The 19,273-nt window shown below is 36.0% G+C and carries 16 protein-coding genes; 10 read left to right on the forward strand and 6 right to left on the reverse strand.

The window, feature by feature from the left end; translation table 11 throughout:
• The first annotated feature begins 2 nt into the window (after positions 1-2).
• From BBI01_RS16235 to BBI01_RS16250, 4 genes are all read left to right on the forward strand, one after another.
• Positions 3-1,451: an SGNH/GDSL hydrolase family protein gene (locus tag BBI01_RS16235; protein ID WP_065395690.1), complete on the forward strand. Its 1,449-nt coding sequence runs from the start codon at positions 3-5 to the stop codon at positions 1,449-1,451.
• A gap of 86 nt (positions 1,452-1,537) precedes the next feature.
• Positions 1,538-2,476: a ribose-phosphate pyrophosphokinase gene (locus BBI01_RS16240; protein WP_047098691.1), complete on the forward strand. Its 939-nt coding sequence runs from the start codon at positions 1,538-1,540 to the stop codon at positions 2,474-2,476.
• Positions 2,477-2,532: 56 nt separating this feature from the next.
• Positions 2,533-3,186 carry a 50S ribosomal protein L25/general stress protein Ctc gene (locus BBI01_RS16245; RefSeq protein WP_065395691.1) on the forward strand — a complete coding sequence of 218 codons (654 nt, stop codon included), beginning with the start codon at positions 2,533-2,535 and terminating at the stop codon, positions 3,184-3,186.
• A gap of 290 nt (positions 3,187-3,476) precedes the next feature.
• Positions 3,477-4,697 carry an aminotransferase class V-fold PLP-dependent enzyme gene (locus BBI01_RS16250; protein ID WP_065395692.1) on the forward strand — a complete coding sequence of 407 codons (1,221 nt, stop codon included), beginning with the start codon at positions 3,477-3,479 and terminating at the stop codon, positions 4,695-4,697.
• A 91-nt stretch (positions 4,698-4,788) separates the two neighbouring features.
• Here the strand turns inward: BBI01_RS16250 and hemE are convergent, their stop codons facing one another.
• Genes hemE through hemA form a run of 4 tightly spaced genes read right to left on the reverse strand, consistent with a single transcriptional unit; the run spans position 4,789 to position 8,768 of the window.
• Positions 4,789-5,820, reverse strand: coding sequence for a uroporphyrinogen decarboxylase (hemE, locus tag BBI01_RS16255; RefSeq protein WP_065395693.1), 1,032 nt, complete (start codon positions 5,818-5,820; stop codon positions 4,789-4,791).
• A 45-nt stretch (positions 5,821-5,865) separates the two neighbouring features.
• Positions 5,866-6,549, reverse strand: coding sequence for a uroporphyrinogen-III synthase (locus tag BBI01_RS16260; RefSeq protein ID WP_065395694.1), 684 nt, complete (start codon positions 6,547-6,549; stop codon positions 5,866-5,868).
• 49 nt (positions 6,550-6,598) lie between these two features.
• Positions 6,599-7,507, reverse strand: a complete 909-nt coding sequence (hemC, locus tag BBI01_RS16265) for a hydroxymethylbilane synthase (protein WP_065395695.1) — start codon at positions 7,505-7,507, stop codon at positions 6,599-6,601.
• Entirely contained in the window at positions 7,494-8,768 is a 1,275-nt protein-coding gene (hemA, locus tag BBI01_RS16270; RefSeq protein ID WP_065395696.1) for a glutamyl-tRNA reductase, read from the reverse strand. Before hemA ends, hemC begins: the two co-directional genes overlap by 14 nt.
• 363 nt (positions 8,769-9,131) lie before the next feature.
• Here hemA and BBI01_RS16275 point away from each other — a divergent pair, with 363 nt between their 5' ends.
• From BBI01_RS16275 to BBI01_RS16300, 6 genes are all read left to right on the forward strand, one after another.
• Positions 9,132-10,157: a rod shape-determining protein gene (locus BBI01_RS16275; protein ID WP_002982450.1), complete on the forward strand. Its 1,026-nt coding sequence runs from the start codon at positions 9,132-9,134 to the stop codon at positions 10,155-10,157.
• Between the two features lie 28 nt (positions 10,158-10,185).
• On the forward strand, positions 10,186-11,040 hold the full coding sequence (gene mreC / locus BBI01_RS16280; protein WP_065395697.1) for a rod shape-determining protein MreC: 855 nt from the start codon (positions 10,186-10,188) through the stop codon (positions 11,038-11,040).
• Positions 11,033-11,539 carry a rod shape-determining protein MreD gene (locus BBI01_RS16285; RefSeq protein ID WP_065395698.1) on the forward strand — a complete coding sequence of 169 codons (507 nt, stop codon included), beginning with the start codon at positions 11,033-11,035 and terminating at the stop codon, positions 11,537-11,539. Before mreC ends, BBI01_RS16285 begins: the two co-directional genes overlap by 8 nt.
• Positions 11,536-13,581 carry a peptidoglycan D,D-transpeptidase FtsI family protein gene (locus BBI01_RS16290; RefSeq protein ID WP_065395699.1) on the forward strand — a complete coding sequence of 682 codons (2,046 nt, stop codon included), beginning with the start codon at positions 11,536-11,538 and terminating at the stop codon, positions 13,579-13,581. Before BBI01_RS16285 ends, BBI01_RS16290 begins: the two co-directional genes overlap by 4 nt.
• A complete protein-coding gene (gene rodA / locus BBI01_RS16295; protein ID WP_065395700.1) occupies positions 13,578-14,807 on the forward strand; it encodes a rod shape-determining protein RodA in 1,230 nt (409 codons plus the stop codon). Before BBI01_RS16290 ends, rodA begins: the two co-directional genes overlap by 4 nt.
• Before the next feature lie 81 nt (positions 14,808-14,888).
• Positions 14,889-15,470: a pentapeptide repeat-containing protein gene (locus tag BBI01_RS16300; protein ID WP_065395701.1), complete on the forward strand. Its 582-nt coding sequence runs from the start codon at positions 14,889-14,891 to the stop codon at positions 15,468-15,470.
• A gap of 219 nt (positions 15,471-15,689) precedes the next feature.
• Here BBI01_RS16300 and BBI01_RS16305 read toward each other — a convergent pair whose 3' ends face one another.
• Together BBI01_RS16305 and BBI01_RS16310 are read right to left on the reverse strand one after the other, a co-directional pair.
• Complete coding sequence (locus tag BBI01_RS16305) at positions 15,690-16,400, reverse strand: C40 family peptidase (protein WP_065395702.1); 711 nt, start codon at positions 16,398-16,400, stop codon at positions 15,690-15,692.
• Between the two features lie 512 nt (positions 16,401-16,912).
• Complete coding sequence (locus BBI01_RS16310) at positions 16,913-19,108, reverse strand: glutamine synthetase III family protein (RefSeq protein WP_065395703.1); 2,196 nt, start codon at positions 19,106-19,108, stop codon at positions 16,913-16,915.
• Positions 19,109-19,273: the final 165 nt, after the last annotated feature.

Genomic DNA, 19,273 nt, shown 5'->3' on the forward strand with positions numbered 1-19,273 from the left:
CTATGAAAAAAATTATAATGTCAACAATCGCAGTATCTGCAGTTCTTTTTACTCTATCCAGCTGTAAAACAGATTTTGATACTGATGTAAAAGATATTCAGGTAACAAGCGGAGAAGCTGATTTTTCAAGATATGTTTCATTGGGGAACTCTTTGACAGCGGGATATAGAGACGGTACGCTTTATAGTAGTGGACAAAGTGAATCTTATCCAAGTATGATTGCAGGACAAATGCAATTAGCAGGAGGAGGAGCTTTCAAACAACCTATGATGCCTAATGACGTAGGAGGGTTTACTGGAATTCCTGGTTTTTCAGGAAAATTGACTCTTCAGATGGTTAACGGAAGCTTAGTACCAGTAGAAAGTGCTCCGGCAGCAGCATTAGATAATGTTACAGCGGGTGGTCCATACCAAAATATGGGTGTACCAGGGGCTAGAGTAGCGCATTTATTAGCTGATGGATATGGAAACCCTGCGGGATTAAATCCACTTGCGCCTACTGCAAATCCTTATTTTGTAAGATTTGCATCTACACCTGGTACTTCAGTGGTGAAAGATGCTTTAAAGCAGGATCCTACTTTTATTTCTTTATGGATTGGTAATAATGACGTTCTATTATATGCTACTTCCGGGGGAGCAGATCCTAATGTGCCGATCACTCCTGTAGATGGACCGGTAGGAGTTGGATTTAGCAATACATATGCATTTTTGGCAGATCAATTATTCCCTGCAGGAACAAAAAGAAAAGGTGTTGTTGCAAATATTCCGACTGTTACCAATGTACCTTACTTTACAAGAGTTCCGGCTATGCCACTTACTGGATTAACTGACGCTCAGGTAAATCAATTGAATACAGGCTATGCTACATATAATGCAGGTTTGCTTCAGGCAAAAAGCTTAGGAGCTATCAATGATGCTGAATATCAAAAAAGACTTATCAAGTTTACCGCAGGGGCTGTAGCTAACGGTGCTGTTATTGTAGATAAAGATTTATCAACTGTTCCTGGACTTCCAAAATACAGACAAACTACAGTTAAAGACTTAATTCTTTTACCAGCAAGTAAAGTTCTTACTCCGCAAGCAGGAGGAGGGACATCAGTTCCTTTAGATGATAAATATGTATTGACTGAAGTTGAAACAGCAAAAGTATTGACAGCTACCACTGCATATAATGCTGCTATTAGAAAAGCTGCTACAGATAAAAATCTGGCTTTTGTAGATATGGATGCTAAAATGAAGGAGTTGAACTCTCAGTCCGGGATTATCTGGGATGGTGTAAGATATACTGCAGCATTCGTTACAGGAGGAGCTTTCTCTCTTGATGGAGTTCACCTTACAGGTAGAGGATACGGAATTGTTGCGAATGAATTTATCAAAACGATCAACATGAGGTATAAATCTACATTACCACAGGTAAATCCAAGTAAATATTCAGGAGTTACATTCCCATAATTATTTGATTAAATAAAAACTTAAAAACCACAGGAGTAAATCTTGTGGTTTTTTTTTAAATTTGCAAAATCTTTTAAAAAGTAAAAATGGCCGATCAGTTAAGTTATCTATTTTGTACAAGAACCAGCAGGGACTTGGCAGAGAAAATTGCCCAGAGTTATGGGAAAGAATTAGGAAAAATCAACTTTCAGGAGTTCAGCGACGGGGAATTTGAGCCTGTTTTGGACGAATCTGTAAGAGGAGGAAGAGTTTTCCTAATCGGATCTACGTTCCCACCTGCAGACAATCTTTTAGAGCTTCTTCTAATGATTGATGCAGCGAAAAGAGCTTCTGCAAAGAGCATTACCGTTGTAATTCCTTACTTCGGACTTGCCAGACAGGACAGAAAAGACAAACCAAGAGCGCCGATCGGTGCTAAGTTAGTTGCGAACCTTCTTACTGCAGCAGGAGCAACAAGAGTGATGACAATGGATCTTCACGCAGATCAGATTCAAGGGTTCTTCGAAATTCCTGTAGACCACCTTTATGCTTCTACAATTTTCGTTGATTATATTAAATCCTTAAATCTTGACAACCTTACCATTGCTTCTCCGGATATGGGAGGTGCGAAAAGAGCGAAAAACTATGCCGGTCACCTAGGTGCAGAAGTAGTAATTGCTTATAAAGAAAGAAAAAAGGCAAATGTTGTAGAAGAAATGTTCCTTATCGGTGATGTTACAGGTAAGAATGTTATCCTTATTGACGATATGATTGATACTGCGGGTACACTTTGTAAAGCAGCAGACATCCTAATTGAAAAAGGAGCAAAAACAGTAAGAGCAATGGCAACTCACGGAGTGCTTTCAGGAAAGGCTTACGAAAATATTGAGAACTCAAAAATCTTGGAAGTTATTGTAACTGACTCAATTCCTGTTAAAAATAATTTGTCATCTAAAATAAAAGTGCTATCTTGCGCCCCGTTATTTGCAGACGTTATGACAATGGTTCATGAGCACAAATCAATTAGTAGTAAATTTGTTATTTAATTGATTTCAAATAGCTTGCAAATTAAAATTAGAACAATTTTTTAAATTTTTTATAAATGAAATCTATTACAATTCAAGGTACAAAAAGAGAAAGCGTGGGCAAAAAGTCTACAAAAGCTTTACGTGATGCTGAATTAGTTCCTTGTGTTGTTTATGGAGGTGAGACTCCTTTAAACTTCTCTGCTGAAGAGAAAGCTTTTAAAGGATTAGTATACACTCCTGAAGCACACACGGTATCTATTGAAATTGACGGGGAAACTATTCCTGCAGTTCTTCAAGATATTCAGTTCCACCCAATTACAGACAAAATTCTTCACATTGACTTCTATCAATTATCTGACGATAAGCCAGTTGTTATGGAGGTTCCAGTAAGAATTACAGGACGTTCTAAAGGTGTTGTTGCTGGTGGTGTTTTACGTCAGTCTTTCAGAAAACTAAAAGTAAAAGCTATCCCTGCTAACCTTCCTGACGAAATCGTTGTTGATGTTACTCCATTGAGAATCGGAAACAAACTTTATGTAGGAGGAATCAAAACTGAAGGATATTCTTTCATGCACCCAGACAATGCAGTAGTAGTTGCTGTTAAGATGTCTAGAAATGCAATGAAAGGTGGTGCTGCTGCAATGGATGATGAAGATGAAGAAGAAGCAGAAGAAGTTGCAACTCAATCTCCTGACGTTCCAACAACAGAAGAGAAATCTGCAGAATAAGAATTGCTTATTTCAACAAAATAGAACCCGTCATTTTTTGACGGGTTTTTTTATTGAATTGACAATAAAAATAAAAGGAGATTTTATAGGAAAAGATTGTAAATGTAAAAAGGATTTTATTGAAGCAGTATTTTATATTTCTTTCTCTCATCAGCTTTCTTTATTATAAACCATCGAATATTTCTATCAGCTGACAACTATCACCCTTCAACTCCATGCTTCCTTTCGAAAAAAAAGCCGTAAATTTGAAGAGTTCTAAATAAGAACGGTTTAATTTAAAAAATAAATAAATGTTTGACATTCAGGAAATAAGAAGCCAGTTTTCTATATTGGACAGAGAAGTGAACGGTAAACCATTGGTTTATCTGGATAATGCAGCTACATCTCAAAAGCCAAATTCGGTTTTGGAAGTCTGTCACGCATATTATACGGAGCTTAATGCAAATGTTCACAGAGGAATTCACACATTAAGTCAATTAGCAACAGAAGAAATGGAGCTTTCCAGAAGAAAGATCCAGAAGTTCATTAATGCTGAACATGATTTTGAAGTAATCTTTACCAAAGGGACAACAGAAGGGTTGAACCTTATTGCCTATATTTTAACACAAAAATTGCAGAAAGACGATGAGATTATCATTTCATATCTTGAGCATCACTCTAATATTGTTCCTTGGCAAATGCTTTGTGAAAGAACAGGTGCAAAACTTCGTGTTATTCCTATCGATGAAAACGGAATTCTTCAATTAGATTATCTTGACCAATTCCTAAGTGAAAAAACGAAGGTTGTTTCAGTAAATCAGGTTTCTAACGCACTGGGAATTGTAAATCCTATTGAAGAGATTATTGCTAAAACCAGAAAGAATTCAGATGCATATATTGTAATTGATGGTGCTCAATCTGCTCCACATTTCAATATTGACGTTCAGAAAATGGATTGTGATTTCTTTGTTTTCTCAGGGCATAAAATGTATGCTCCGATGGGAACAGGTGTTTTGTATGGAAAACGTGAAATTCTTGAAGCTTTACCACCATTCCATGGAGGAGGAGAGATGATTGCAACATGTTCTTTTGAAGGGACAACATATGCAGGACTTCCATTTAAATATGAAGCCGGTACTCCGAACGTAGGCGGGAATATTGCTTTAGGGGCAGCCGTTGACTTTATGCAGAAAGTGGGGCATCAGAATATTCAGAATCATGAAAATGCATTGTTGGAATATGCTCAAAGACAGCTTTTAGAACTTGAAGGAATTAAGATCTATGGTGAGAAAGCTCACAGAACGGGAGTAGTTTCCTTTAATCTTGAAGGAATCGGTATTTCTTCCGATGTAGGAATGATCCTGGATAAAATGGGAATTGCAGTGAGAACAGGACACCATTGTACACAACCGATCATGAATTTCTTTAATATTGCAGGTACGGTAAGAGCGAGTTTTGCCGTTTATAATACTTTTGAAGAGATTGATGCTTTGGTAGAAGGTGTTAAAAAAGCTCAGAGAATGTTAAGCTAGTTTTAGAGAAACTATATAAAAAAGCCCTGTCAGTAATGATAGGGCTTTGTCTTTTTATTTTAAACTCTCTTTTTGAGAGTTAAATTTTATTTTATAGAGTTGGTTTCCAGTCCACAACTGCTCTGATGAATGCCTCAGCATTTTCTACAGGTACATTTGGAAGAATTCCGTGTCCTAGATTGGCGATATATCTGTCCTTTCCGAAACGGTTGATCATTTCTGTAACCATTTTCTTGATCGTTTCAGGAGTAGAGTGTAGCCTTGCAGGATCAAAGTTTCCTTGAAGAGTCATCGTATGGTTTGTTAAAGTTCTTGCGAACTCAGGTTTGATTGTCCAGTCAACTCCAAGAGCAGAAGCTTTAGACATCGTCATATCTTCTAATGCAAACCAGCATCCTTTTCCAAATACGACAACATGAGTAAGCGGGCTTAATGCTTCAACAATCTGATTGATGTATTGCCAAGAAAATTCCTGGTAATCCGTTGGAGAAAGCATTCCACCCCAAGAATCAAAAATCTGAACTGCAGAAACACCTTTTTCTACCTTTCTCTTTAAATAAGCAATAGTAGTATCAGTGATCTTTTGAAGTAATAAATGAGCTGCTTCAGGCTGTTGGAAACAGAAAGATTTTGCAATATCAAATGCCTTACTTCCTTTTCCTTCCACACAATAGCAAAGAATCGTCCATGGAGATCCGGCAAAACCGATCAATGGAATTTCATTGTCTAATTTCTGAAGAGTAAGTTCAATAGCATCAAAAACGTATCCTAAAGTATCATTCACGTCCGGAGTTTCAATATTCTGAACCTGTTCCATTGTTCTGATCGGAGTATCCAACCAAGGACCAACGGATTCTTTCATTTTGAAATCGATTCCCATTGCCTGAGGAACTACCAAAATATCAGAAAACAGAATCGCAGCATCTAAAGGAAATCTGCGGATAGGCTGTAATGTAATTTCAGCAGCAAGTTCAGGAGTCTGACATCTTGTAAAGAAATCATATTTGTCTCTTAAGGCAATGAATTCCGGCAGATATCTTCCAGCCTGCCTCATCATCCAGACAGGAGGTCTTTCAACGGTTTCTCCGCGAAGTGCTTTTAAATATAGGTCGTTTTTTATCATAATCTATTTAAACTAATATTACCGTGATTTCCGGTAACAGATATTTTAAAATCTACTTCCAAATTCCTTCTTTATCAACTCAAAGATTGATGCTAAAGTATTTTCCTCAGAAGTAAAAATATTATCATGAGTATATTTTCTCAATTCCCCTGATGTAGTTTCTCCTATCGAGAATAGCTTCATGTCTTTCAGGGAATTTTGCTTTGCAAAACTACGAACTCCGCTTGGACTAAAAAATACTGCAGCATGATATTTTTCAGGTATTAAAGGATTGATTTCCTCCGTGTTGTAGATTGTAATTTTTTTATACTTAATATTTTGAAGCGGAAGCTCCTTGTCCAGAACATTGATGGCTAAATTACCACAAAAGTGAAGAAACTGTTCGTGCTGGCAGTTCCCGATAATGAATCTGGAAAGAGTATCAGCATTTTTCAATACCTTAAATGTTCCAAAGCCGTGTCTTCTCAATGCTTTCTTTGTCTTCTCACCCACGCAGTAAATCTTATTGTAATTTTTTGCCGTGAAATTTTCATTGGGCTTGAATCTGTTTTTAAAAAACGAAGCAACACCATTCACGCTAGTAAAAATCAGGGAATAATTTTTAAGATCAAAAGGACTGATCATAATAGGTTTTGTCTTAATTACCTCAACACAGTCAACCAAGGTATCCTCTCCTAATTCTTTGGATATAATTGATGGGTCTATATTTTTGGTAAATAAGATTTTCATGACTGTTGGGTTAGAAAATAAGAAGGAATTGATAAGTGTAAGGTAACCCTTAGATCTGGCTTTTGATTTCCGCCATTAATTCTTTTCCACCATTTTCAAGAACAACTTTCGCAAACTTTTCTCCAAAATTTTCTGATGGATCATATTCGAAATTCTCATCAATAGCAATACAGTTTTTACCATCTAAAGAGCAAAGTGCTGCTGTAAAGCGAATCTGATCTTCGATAATCTCAGCAAAAGCTCCGATAGGCGCAGTACATCCTCCTTCTAAAGTGCTTAAGAAGTTTCTTTCGATTTCTACGCAGATTTGAGTAGGTGCGTGGTTGATCTGTTTCAGTATTTCATTGATCTCTGGCTTATCAGAATGTCCTGCAACGGCAATTACACCTTGTGATGGTGCAGATATCATTACCGGAAGCATTTCGTAATCGATCTCCATTTTCATTCTTTTGATTCCTGCCAAAGATAATATGGTAGCATCAAAATCACCATCTTCAAGCTTTTGAAGACGAGTCTGGATATTTCCGCGAATGTCTGAAAAATCGGTAGTAGGGTAGTGTCTTAGCCAGAAAGCTCTTCTTCTCAAGCTGCTGGTGGCAAGTTTAAGTTCGTGAAGCTCTTTGTTTTTAGCTGATTCTTTTCTGATCAGGATATCTTGAGGATAGTCTCTTTCCAGATAAGCAATCATCTCAATATTATGAGGCAATTGAGTTGGGACATCCTTTAAAGAATGAACGGCAATGTCTATTTCATCATTCAATAAGGCCACATCAAGGTCTCTTGTGAAAACCCCGGTGATTCCCATTGAATATAATGGCTGATTAAGGTTCTTATCGCCAGAAGAAACGATAGGAACGATTTCCGTTAAATAATTATTGTTCTGAAGATGCCTCGCAACTTCTCTAGCCTGCCAAAGTGCAAGTGCGGAATTTCTTGTTCCGATTCTAATGCTTTTCATTGAATTCGTTGTTTGGTTGTTCAACTAATATTTCGTGCATTAATTTACTAATTTCTTCAGCTTTTAAAGGATTGTCTATGATATATTTTGCAAAACGGTTGGTGATTTTCTGGATCATTTTGTCTGAAAGTTCCATATCCGTGATACCTATATACTTGTTTTTCTTATAAAAGTTATGCATTTCATTGCGTTCCATGTTCTTTAAAACCGCTTTGAAATGATGAATATTTGGTGCTAGTTTTCTTTTTTTCTCCCATTCAATGAAGTCTTTCATCAGTTCCTTGATGATTTTTTCAGCTTTTGGAATTTCTCTTTCTCTTTGCTGAATTGTTTCCTGGATCTGTTTTGAAAGCTCATCTACATCAATGAGCGTTACATTTTCATTTTCCGTCACATTCTTTTCAACGTTATGCGGAATAGAAAGATCAATCACTAATGTTTCCTTTCCGTTAGGGAAATGAGACTGATTGATGATCGGGTGTTTTGCTCCCGTTGCAACGATAAGAATATCTGTATTTTTTAATTCCTTGTCAAAATCAGAATAATCAACGTGAGGAATATTATATTTCTCGGAAATCTTTTCTGCTTTCTCCTGAGTTCTGTTCGCAATTTTAATCTTTGGCTGATAAACATGCTTTACCAGATTATCGACAGTATTCTGTCCGATTTCACCAACACCTAAAAGAAGAATGTTTTTTTCAGTAATTCTCTTCTGGCTGTTTAAAATATAATGAACTGCTGCATAGGAAACAGATGCCGCTCCATTGGAAATTCCAGTCTCATTCTTGATCCTTTTTGAAATCTGAATAGCTGCATTAATGGCTCTTTCAAGATATGGATTAGAATTTTGTCTTTCTTTTTTAAAGCGGTTGTATGCTTTTTTGATCTGACCGATGATCTCAAAATCCCCAATAATCTGGCTTTCAAGTCCGGCAGCGACTCTGAAAAGATGAATCAAAGCCTCTTCTTTGGTAAGGATATTGGCAAACTGAAGAAAATCCGTAAGATTTACCCCGATTGTTTTACAATATTCTTCAGCCACTAAAAGATAATTGGAAGATGTTGTATAGATTTCGGTCCTGTTACATGTGGAAACCACAAATGCATCTCCCAGATCTTCGTTGTGAACCCTGGAGACAAAGTTTTTGATGTTTTCATCAAAGAATGCAAATTTTCCTCTCGTTTCTACATCAGCCTTTTCGTAGCTGATAGAAAGCACGGCAAAATTCGATGTTTGATGGATGTTGGAATACTGTAACATAAGCAGTCGCAAATTTACGATTTTTTTAATTAATCACCCTCTGAAAGTGTATATGATAATTATCGTAAAAAACTATAGTGTGAAAAGTAAATTTTGTCAAAATGAAAAGCTCAAAAGTAAAGCTGGTGAAGGTCTTTTTCTAAATTTGTGTATTGAGCCGTTTGTTTTCTTTGTTTTTCTTCATGTTTTCACGGTCAACATCCTTCGTTAATTTTGGTTGAAATCAAACTCTGTAATTGTCTAAACAGAAAGTTAATAAAGAATTATAAATTTTAATAAAATTTTAACCAAATTATGTTGTGTGGAAATTTCTTTCGTAGTCTTAAATTTATATCTTTGTAAACTTAAAATCAGAAGAAAAATATGAGTTTATTTGATATGTTTACGCAAGAAATTGCGATAGACCTGGGAACAGCTAATACCCTTATCATCCATAATAATAAAATTGTTATAGATCAACCTTCGATTGTTGCAATCGAACGTTCGTCGGGTAAACCTATTGCTGTGGGTGAACAGGCTAAACATATGCAAGGGAAAACTCACGAGGATATCAAGACCATCCGCCCTTTGAAAGATGGGGTAATTGCAGATTTTCACGCTTCTGAACATATGATCAAGGAGTTTATCAAAAAAATTCCTGGAATCAAAGGTAAATTCATACAGCCTGCATTGAGAATTGTAATCTGTATCCCTTCTGGTATTACTGAAGTTGAAAAAAGAGCGGTAAGAGACTCGGCTCAAAAAGTAAACGCAAAAGAAGTAAGATTAATCTACGAACCAATGGCTGCTGCTATAGGTGTGGGGATTGACGTACAGAAGCCTGAAGGAAATATGATCATCGATATAGGTGGAGGTACTACGGAAATTGCTGTGGTAGCTTTAGGAGGTATCGTATGTGATAAATCTGTGAAAATTGCAGGAGATGTATTTACGAATGATATCGCTTATTACTTAAGAACTCATCATAACCTTTACATCGGAGAAAGAACTGCCGAAAGAATCAAAATTGAAGTTGGTTCAGCTGTGGAAGATCTTGATGTAGACATCGAAGATATCCCGGTACAAGGTAGAGACCTTATCACTGGTAAGCCTAAAGAAATTATGGTTGGATACAAAGAGATTGCACGTGCATTAGATAAATCTATTATCAGAATTGAAGATGCAGTAATGGAAACTCTTTCTCTTACTCCACCGGAGTTGGCTGCAGATATTTACAAAACAGGTATCTATCTAGCAGGAGGAGGTGCATTGCTAAGAGGTCTTGCGGACAGAATTCACAAAAAAACAGGTCTTCCTGTATTTGTAGCTGAAGATCCGTTGAGAGCCGTAGTTCGTGGAACTGGTATTGCACTTAAGAATATGGATAAATTCAATTTCTTGATTAAATAATTTTAACTTTTTACGACTATATATCTGAATGGGATTTTTGCTGAGACTATTTTCGAAGAACACACTCTTTGTCTTCTTTATATTCCTGCAAATTATTGCTCTGGTTCTGATATTCTCCAGAAACGCCATGCAGAGATCCTGGATTGCCGGGCAGACAGCTGCATTTAACTCATGGGTTTCCGGATATATTGATGAAGGAGTTTCTTATCTGAAGCTAAAACAGATCAATGAGGATCTTGTGGTTCAGAATAAAACCCTGATGACTGAACTTTATGGAAAAGATGGAGCCAAAAATCCGGTTTTCAAAAGAGTTCATGATACGATCGGAGGTGGTCAGATCTATACTTTTGTTGATGGAGAAATTGTTTTCAACAGTATCAACAGAAGAAATAATTACTTTACAATCAACCGTGGTCGAAGAGACGGTGTATTCCCACAAATGGGGGTAATGGCACCAAGAGGGATTGCGGGAATTGTTATTAATTCTACAGACAGTTATGCATTAGTACAATCTGTATTAAGTGTAAACAAGATCAGGATTAATGCTGCACTGAAAAACTCAGGATATTTTGGTACTTTAACCTGGAATGGAGATAATTCAAGGGTAATGCACCTTGCAGATATCCCAAAATATGTTGCTTTGAAAGTAGGTGATACCGTTGTTACAGACGGAAAATCCGCTATCTTCCCGAAAGGAGTTACAATAGGAACTATTGCCGGATACTCAGTAGATAATAAAACCGGCTTCTGGGATATTTCTGTGGAGCTGAGTGAAAAAATGGGAGCGTTAAATAAAGTGTATGTAGTAAAGAATCTTAAGAAAGCAGAAGTGCAGAAGATTCAGGATACTATGCAGGCTGTAATAAAAAAAGAAAATGATTAGCAGGACTTTATTTACTGATATATTGATTATGATTTTTCTTGTGGCATTACAAGTTTTTGTATTGAACAGGATTACTCTCTTCGGGAAATATACTCCGGTACTATATCCTGTCTTTGTCATGTTTTATCCTTTCTTTAGAAATAAATTCCAGTTTCTTGCCTTAAGTTTTTTAATGGGGTTGGCTATTGATGGATTTCTTTATTCATGGGGGATTAATGCTTTCGCGACAACCTTAATTGCTTATTTCAGGACGTTGATATTCAGAACGTCTACAGATACGTCTACAGACTTTTTCTCTTTTCAGTCCCTTCAATGGGCGCAGTTTTTGCTGTTTTTATTTTCAAGTATTTTCCTGCATCAGCTTTTAGTACAGTATATTGAGTTCTTTAAGTTTAGCAGGTTTTTTGAAATATTATTTAATGTGTTGGTGACAAGTGTAATTTCATTTATATTTATAGTTATTTACGCATTAATATTTAAAATCAAACAAAAAGTTTGAACACACGTTATTTAAAAATCTTTTCCGTCCTGGTTGTAATCGCCCTTATTTTTGTGGCGAGACTTGCGTATTTGCAGTTATTTACAGATCGTTATGCATTAAATGCGGCTAATACTTCCATTAAAATTGAATATGTAATTCCTCAACGTGGAGTTATTTTTGACCGAAACGGGAAGATCATGGTAGGGAATCAACCTGCTTACGAAATTTCCTTTACTCAGGCTTTAATGAAACCTGATTTTGATACATTAGGCTTTTGTAGTCTGATGAAGATCAGCAAAACAGACTTTATCAACAAGGTCAATCTTATAAAAAAAGAAAAATACTATTCTAAGCTGACTCCTATGACTTTTTTAAAGGATCTCAGCAGAGAAGATATTGCAAGAGTACAGGAGATTATTTTTAAATACCCTGCATTTAATATTGTACAGAGACCTCAGCGTCAATATGAAGTTTCTACTTCCGGAAACCTTTTAGGGTATACCAGTGAAGTAAATGAAAGAGAAATTAAAAAAGATTCTACTTACTATTTACCCGGAGATTTTATCGGGAAAACGGGAGTGGAAAAGTCTTATGAAAAGGAGCTTCGTGGCGTAAAAGGAATGAAGTATATCCAGAAGGATATCAGACTTCGAAACATTGGATCCTATAAAAACGGAGCTTTGGACAAAGATGTAATTACTGGTAAAGATATTACATTAACTATTGATTATGATCTTCAAAGAACAGCTGAAGAAATGTTGGTTAACAAACACGGCGCAATTGTAGCTATTGACCCTAATAACGGGGAAGTATTAGTTGCTGCTACCGGACCGGATATTGATCCCAATCTATTTACCGGACCATATAAATCTAAAAATTTATACGCCTTATCAAAAGATACACTTTATGAGAATAAACCTACTTTTGATCGTTCTTTACAGGCGGGCTATCCTCCAGGTTCTACCTTCAAACTGTTAACTGCTTTGGCAGCTATGCAGATGGGAGTAATGGATGAAAAGACTATTTTCCCTTGTGGTGGAGGTTTCTTCTATAAAGGTAAAAGAATCAAAGGTCATGGTGGAGCAGATCCGCTTATTCCTTCTATTCAGGTTTCCAGTAACTGTTTTTTCACATATGCATTTATTGCAATCATCAAAAAATATCCGGGCAATCCTTCAAAAGGTGTTGATGAATGGAAGAAGATCATGAGCAGTTTTGGAGTTGGAGAGTTTTTAAATAATGACTTTGCAGTGGGAGCGAAAGGAAGAATCCCTTCCGGAGATTTTTATGAAAGAAGGTTTAAAGCGATCATGAAAGCAAGCGGTTCCCAAAGAACAGATTTTAAAAACTGGGATGAAATGTCAACCGGAGCTATCTATAATGGAATGGGGCAGGGTGATGTTTTGGTAACTCCTATTCAGCTGGCAAATTATGTGGCTGCTATTGCTAACAAAGGATGGTATTATACACCTCATATCGTAAAAGCAATTGACGGAAAAGCAAACCCTGATCCAAGATTTAAGGTTAAACATAAAACTCTGGTAGATCCAAAACATTTTGAGCCTGTTTTAAAAGGGATGGAAGCCGTAGTTCTGAGAGGAACAGCAAGAGGATTGAAATCCAACGATTTTACACAATTAGCCAAGACAGGTACAGCACAGGTTCCACAGGGAAAAGATAACTCTATTTTTGTATTGATCGCCCCTGCTGATAAACCGAAAATTGTTGTGGTTGCAGTAATGGAGCATGCAGGATTTGGAGCAACTTGGGCAGGTCCGGCTTGTACAGTAATTGCAGAAAAATATATTACAGGTGATTTGAAGAGAGAGAACCTGTATAAGAAAATGATTACTTCGAGTTTCATGCCAGAGTACAAAAGGCAATGGATTGCAGATTTGAAGCGTAAAGGACTTTATAAAGATCCTAAACCGGATTCAATAAAACAAAAAAGAATAAAAGATAGTCTGGAACTCGTTAAACAGCAAAAAGCAAAACTTCAAAAGAAAATAGAAGACGAAGCTAAAAATAATAAAACTGCTAAAAAACCTACTAAGCAATGAAATGGACAGAAGGAATAGATAAATTAGGTCTTGGACTGTATTTCCTGCTTTGCATTTTTGCTATTGCCAATATTTACAGTGTTGATCAGAAGCTGGGAGAAAAACAGTTGATGTTCTTCTGTATATCCGTTTTTGTAGGACTGATCATATTTGTAGGAAGAAGTAAATTTTTCGAGAATATGGCTGGGATTATTTATATAGGCGGAGTTCTTTTGCTAATTGGTCTTTTCCCTTTCGGTAAAGAAATCCTGGGGCAGAAGAACTGGTACAAATTCGGAAGTTTTACCATGCAGCCGGTAGAGTTTGCAAAAATTGGAACGGCATTGATGCTCGCCAATTATGTTTCAGGACCGGATTTTAATCTTAAAAACAGAAAGTCTTTATTGACAGCTTTGGGGATTATCGGTATTCCGGCAGTAGTAGTACTTGCTATTCCGGATGTTGGATCGATGCTGGTTTTCATTGCTTTTTTCATTGCTTTATATAGAGAAGGATTGAGTGGGCTGCTGTTTGGTATAGGGTTCATTTTTGCCTCAGTCTTTTTAATAGCATTGGCAATTCCTCCTGTATATGTAGCTGTCGCTATTCTGGTTATTGCTGGGGTTTTAATTGCGATGAACTATCATAGAATGTCCTGGGATGTAATCTCTATTTCTGGGATTTCAGGATCTATTCTTTTACTTTGCGGGCTGGCATTCGGTTCTCCGTATATTTTAGAAAAACTACCAAAGCACCAGAGAGAAAGAATTGAAGTTCTTTACAAAGGTGAAAAAGCATTTAGAGATACATCAGGGTATAACTTATTATATTCCAAAACGGCGATTGGTTCCGGAGGGCTTACAGGAAAAGGATATCGTGAAGGATCCGTTACTCAGGGGAAATTTGTTCCCGAACAGGAAACCGATTATATTTTCTGTACAGTAGGAGAAGAATGGGGGTTTATAGGAAGCGCTGTCCTTATTTTATGTTATATGGTCTACATTGGGAGAATCTATTACCTGGCAGAGAGGCAGAAATCTGCTTTTAACCGTGTATTTGGGTATTGCTTTGCGTCGATCTTGTTAATGCACTTTTCGATCAATTTAGGGATGGTTATGGGGCTTTTCCCAACGGTAGGGATTCCTCTTCCTTATTTCAGTTATGGAGGAAGTTCATTGCTTGCCTTTTCGATCATGACTTTTATTTTCTTTAAACTTAATTATTCTGATAAAAACAGTTTAGTATAATTTTCAGACTTATTATTGGAAATTATTTTAATCCGCAATGTGTGGAGTGTATTCTTATATCCATTAATCATTTATAATATTATGAAAGAAGCTTATATCGTAGATAAGGATTTTGAAAATACAGATTTTGTTCAGGTTCCCTTGGAAAAAGGAGAGTATGAAAATTGTACTTTCAGAAACTGCAATTTTGAATTTTTAGATCTGTCGGGTTTCAGCTTCCAAGGTTGTGAATTTATAGAATGTAACCTCAGCATGACAAAACTTGCAGGGACGGCATTTCGTGATGTTCTATTTAAAGAAAGTAAGATGCTGGGACTACAGTTTAATGATTGTAATGGCTTTGGTTTATCATTCAGATTTGATGGTTGTATTCTTAATAATTCAGTTTTCTACCAAACAACAATAAAGAAAACGACTTTTAATAATTGCAGGTTGGTCGAGGTCGATTTTACTGAATCCGATTTGTCAAATTCAATATTCTGTGGCTGCGATCTGTCAGGAGCTATTTTTGATAATACAAATCTTGAGAAGGCTGATCTGAGAACATCTGTCAACTATATGATAGATCCTTCTTTAAATAGGCTTAAAAAGGCAAAATTTTCCCTTTCTGAAGTATATGGACTCCTCTATAAGTTAGATATTGAGATAGACAGGAATAGCTAGGTTCTAAACACAGATGCTGGATACGGATATTTTTGAAAATTTTTTTTAACAGGAAGGTATATAAATGTTAATGATCGAATTCAATAGAAGCAGGCTTTAATCTGCTTTTTTATATCTGTATATTTATTGACATTAGCCAAAGTTCAATAGGAAGTATGATATATAAAAAAGCCATCAAAATCTTGATGGCTTCATTATTTAAATCAATTATTTATAAAATTAAAAATTTGCTGGTGTAGCTGAAGTAACAGCGGCTAGGTTGTTGTAAGCTTCTCCTTGCTCGTTAATCACTCTTTTTGCGAATCTGTACTTAGGTCCCCAATAAGAATCATTAAGTGAAGAGATCATTACACCTTTAGATGTTGCTGCATGGATAAATTTAATCTCTCCTTCTTCAGTAACACTTTCTACAATACCTACGTGAGAAATTCTTCTTCCGTGAGAAAAGAAAATCAAATCTCCTTTCTGTAGGTTTTCTTTTTCAATTCTTTCTCCCTCCTGAGCCTGAGAAGCAGCTACTCTTGGTAAAGTAAGACCTGCAGCAGCCCCGAATACAGAAAGAACAAAAGCTGAACAATCAATACCTCTTCTTGTAGTTCCTCCATATCTGTAAGGAGTTCCAAGGTATGTTTCAGCTTCAGTAAGGATACCATCAATGGTTTTATTGTATTTGATTGCTTTTGCAATCTCAGAATTATTAATAGCTTTCTTAGCGTTTGCTATAGATGCTGCCTTTTCAGCAAGGAAAGAGTCGATAAGTTTCTGCTTATCCTGCTCCATTTTTTTGTTATCTATAGAAGCTAGTTTGGCATCTGTTTTGTATTCTTTTGTGTAAGTTGCTGGTTTTGAAACCACATAATTTGTAGCACACGATTGCAATGATACTGTAGTAACTAAAGCAACTAAATAAAACAAAACTCTTTTCTTCATATATATTTGATTATCCGTGTTAAAAAGGAATATTTATTTTCAAAAGCATTACAAAAGTAGAGATTCCGAGCAAAAGACCCCTGATATGATAATTGTCAGGAACTTATTTTAACACTATTTAACATATTATTTACATATGTTAAAGAAAAATAAACCGCAACAGCCTATTTTTGGTAAGTGTGCGGTTTTTTTTATTAAGATTCTTTAACAAACTCTATCGATATTCTTCTATAAATCACGTTTTGTAATCTAAAACTCTAATTTTCAAGGGTGTTAAAAAAACAAAATTAATTTCTTGAAAACCTTGAATTAATGCGGCTTTTAAGGTTGTTTTGTCTGTTGGATTAAATTATATGTCTTTAATGTTAATGATTAGAATTTGGAATAGTGCTTTTGTTTAAAGAATAGTAAATATCTTAACAATTAGTATCTCATAGAAATTGGAATTGGGTCATAAAAAAAATTCCTCAGAAAAACTGAGGAATTTAAACTAATATGGAACTTTACAGATGTTATTTTGTAAACAACATTTCTCTGTATTTTGTCATTGGCCAAAGCTCGTCATCTACCATCATTTCAAGGTTATCAGAAGCATCTCTGATCCCGTCAAATAAAGGTTTTACTTTGTTACAATATGCTTCTGCCTGCTTTTGGCTGTCTGTTATGCTTTTTGCTGCTTCTCTGGCTTTAAGAAGCTCTTCAACGCCAAGTTTAATTATAGAAACATTTTCAGAAATGCTGGTAATTAAACTCATTTGTTCTTTTGCTAAAGATTTGAATTCTTTATCTCCGAAGATTTCTTTAAGACCTTTTACGTTTTCAATTAATCTGTTCTGATAATTTAAAGCCGAAGGAATGATGTGGTTTCTTGCAATATCACTTAATACTCTCGCTTCAATATCGATTACAGTAGAGTACTTTTCTAATTTGATTTCATTTCTTGCTTCAACTTCTCTATGGTTGAAGATTCCCATTTCCTCATAAAGGTCAAGGAATTTTTTATCCATTTCCTGTTTTAAAGCTTCAGGAGTTGTTTTAAGGTTGTTCAAGCCTCTTTTTTCGGCTTCTTTTGCCCAGTCATCAGAATACCCATCTCCTTCAAACATAATGTTTTTACACTGCTTGATGTATTCTCTCAATACATTAAAGATAGCTTCGTCTTTCTTAAGACCTGTTTCAATTAAAGCATCAACTTCTTTTTTGAAATCATTAAGCTGTTTTGCAGCGATAGTATTCATAACCGTCATAGATTCTGCACAGTTTGCAGATGATCCTACCGCTCTGATCTCAAATTTATTTCCTGTAAATGCAAATGGAGAAGTTCTGTTTCTATCTGTGTTATCTAATAGAATTTCAGGAATCTTTCCAACAACATTTAATTTTAATTCTGTTTTCTCTTCCGGAGATAGTTTTCCGTTTGTTACTTTTTCAAGTTCTTCCAATACGCTGAATAACTGGCTTCCGATAAATACAGAGATAATTGCCGGAGGAGCTTCATTAGCACCTAATCTGTGATCGTTGCTTGCAGATGCGATACTCGCTCTTAGAAGATCAGCATATTCATGTACAGCTTTAATAGTATTTACGAAGAATGTTAAGAACTGTAGGTTTTTCTTAGGGTTTTTTCCTGGGCTTAATAGGTTTTCCCCCGTATCGGTAGCTAAAGACCAGTTGTTGTGCTTTCCGCTTCCGTTTACACCAGCAAATGGTTTTTCGTGGAAAAGGATATGGAAGTGGTGTTTGTGAGCTACTCTTGCCATGATATCCATCAATAAAGAGTTGTGATCCACAGCAACGTTTACTTCTTCAAACATTGGAGCCAGCTCAAATTGGTTTGGAGCTACCTCGTTGTGTCTTGTTGTTGCCGGAATTCCAAGCTTCATACATTCGATTTCCAATTCTTTCATGAAATTCATTACCCTTGTCGGGATAGAACCGAAATAGTGGTCATCCAATTGCTGTCCTTTTGCAGGAGAGTGTCCTAATAAAGTTTTACCTGTTAATACAAGGTCAGGACGAGATTGGTATAATGCTGAGTCAACCAGGAAATATTCTTGCTCCCAACCTAAAGTAGGAGTTACTTTCGTTACATTTTTATCAAAATACTGCATTACATTAGTTGCAGCCTCATCTACAGCATTCAAAGCTCTTAATAACGGAGCCTTATAATCTAATGTTTCTCCCGTATAAGAAATGAAGATCGATGGAATACATAAAGTAGTTCCCATGATAAATGCAGGAGATGTAGGATCCCAGGCAGTATACCCTCTTGCTTCAAATGTATTTCTGATTCCTCCGTTCGGGAAAGAAGATGCATCCGGTTCCTGCTGAATCAATAAGTTTCCACTGAATCTCTCGATCGCTCTACCTCCTTCAATAGGTGTAAAGAATGAATCATGCTTTTCAGCAGTTGTACCTGTCAAAGGCTGAAACCAGTGAGTATAGTGAGTTACTCCTTTGCTCATTGCCCAATCCTTCATTGCTACAGCAACCTGATCTGCAATGTGTCTCTGGATTTTAGTCCCTTTTTTTACTGCATCCATAATAGACTGGAATGCTTCTTTCGTTAAATATTCTCTCATTGTTTCTTCTGAGAAAACATTTTGGCAGAATAGTTCTGATAATTTTGCAGGGATTTCGACATTGTTGTCTTTTCTGAAATCCTTAAATGGTAGGGTTTCTAATGCTTTGAATCTTAAGGTTGACATATTTGGATGAATTTTGATAGGGCAAATTTACAAAAAAAATGAAACAAAAATGATTTTACCCTAAAAAATTAAGGGGTATTTTGAAATTTTATACAAATTAAACAATTGTTTGGTGGGTTTTCGATAGGGGTTGTCTATTGTTTCTTGTTTAAAACTAAATATCCA

The sequence above is a fragment of the Chryseobacterium artocarpi genome, assembly GCF_001684975.1.
Lineage (GTDB): Bacteria > Bacteroidota > Bacteroidia > Flavobacteriales > Weeksellaceae > Chryseobacterium > Chryseobacterium artocarpi.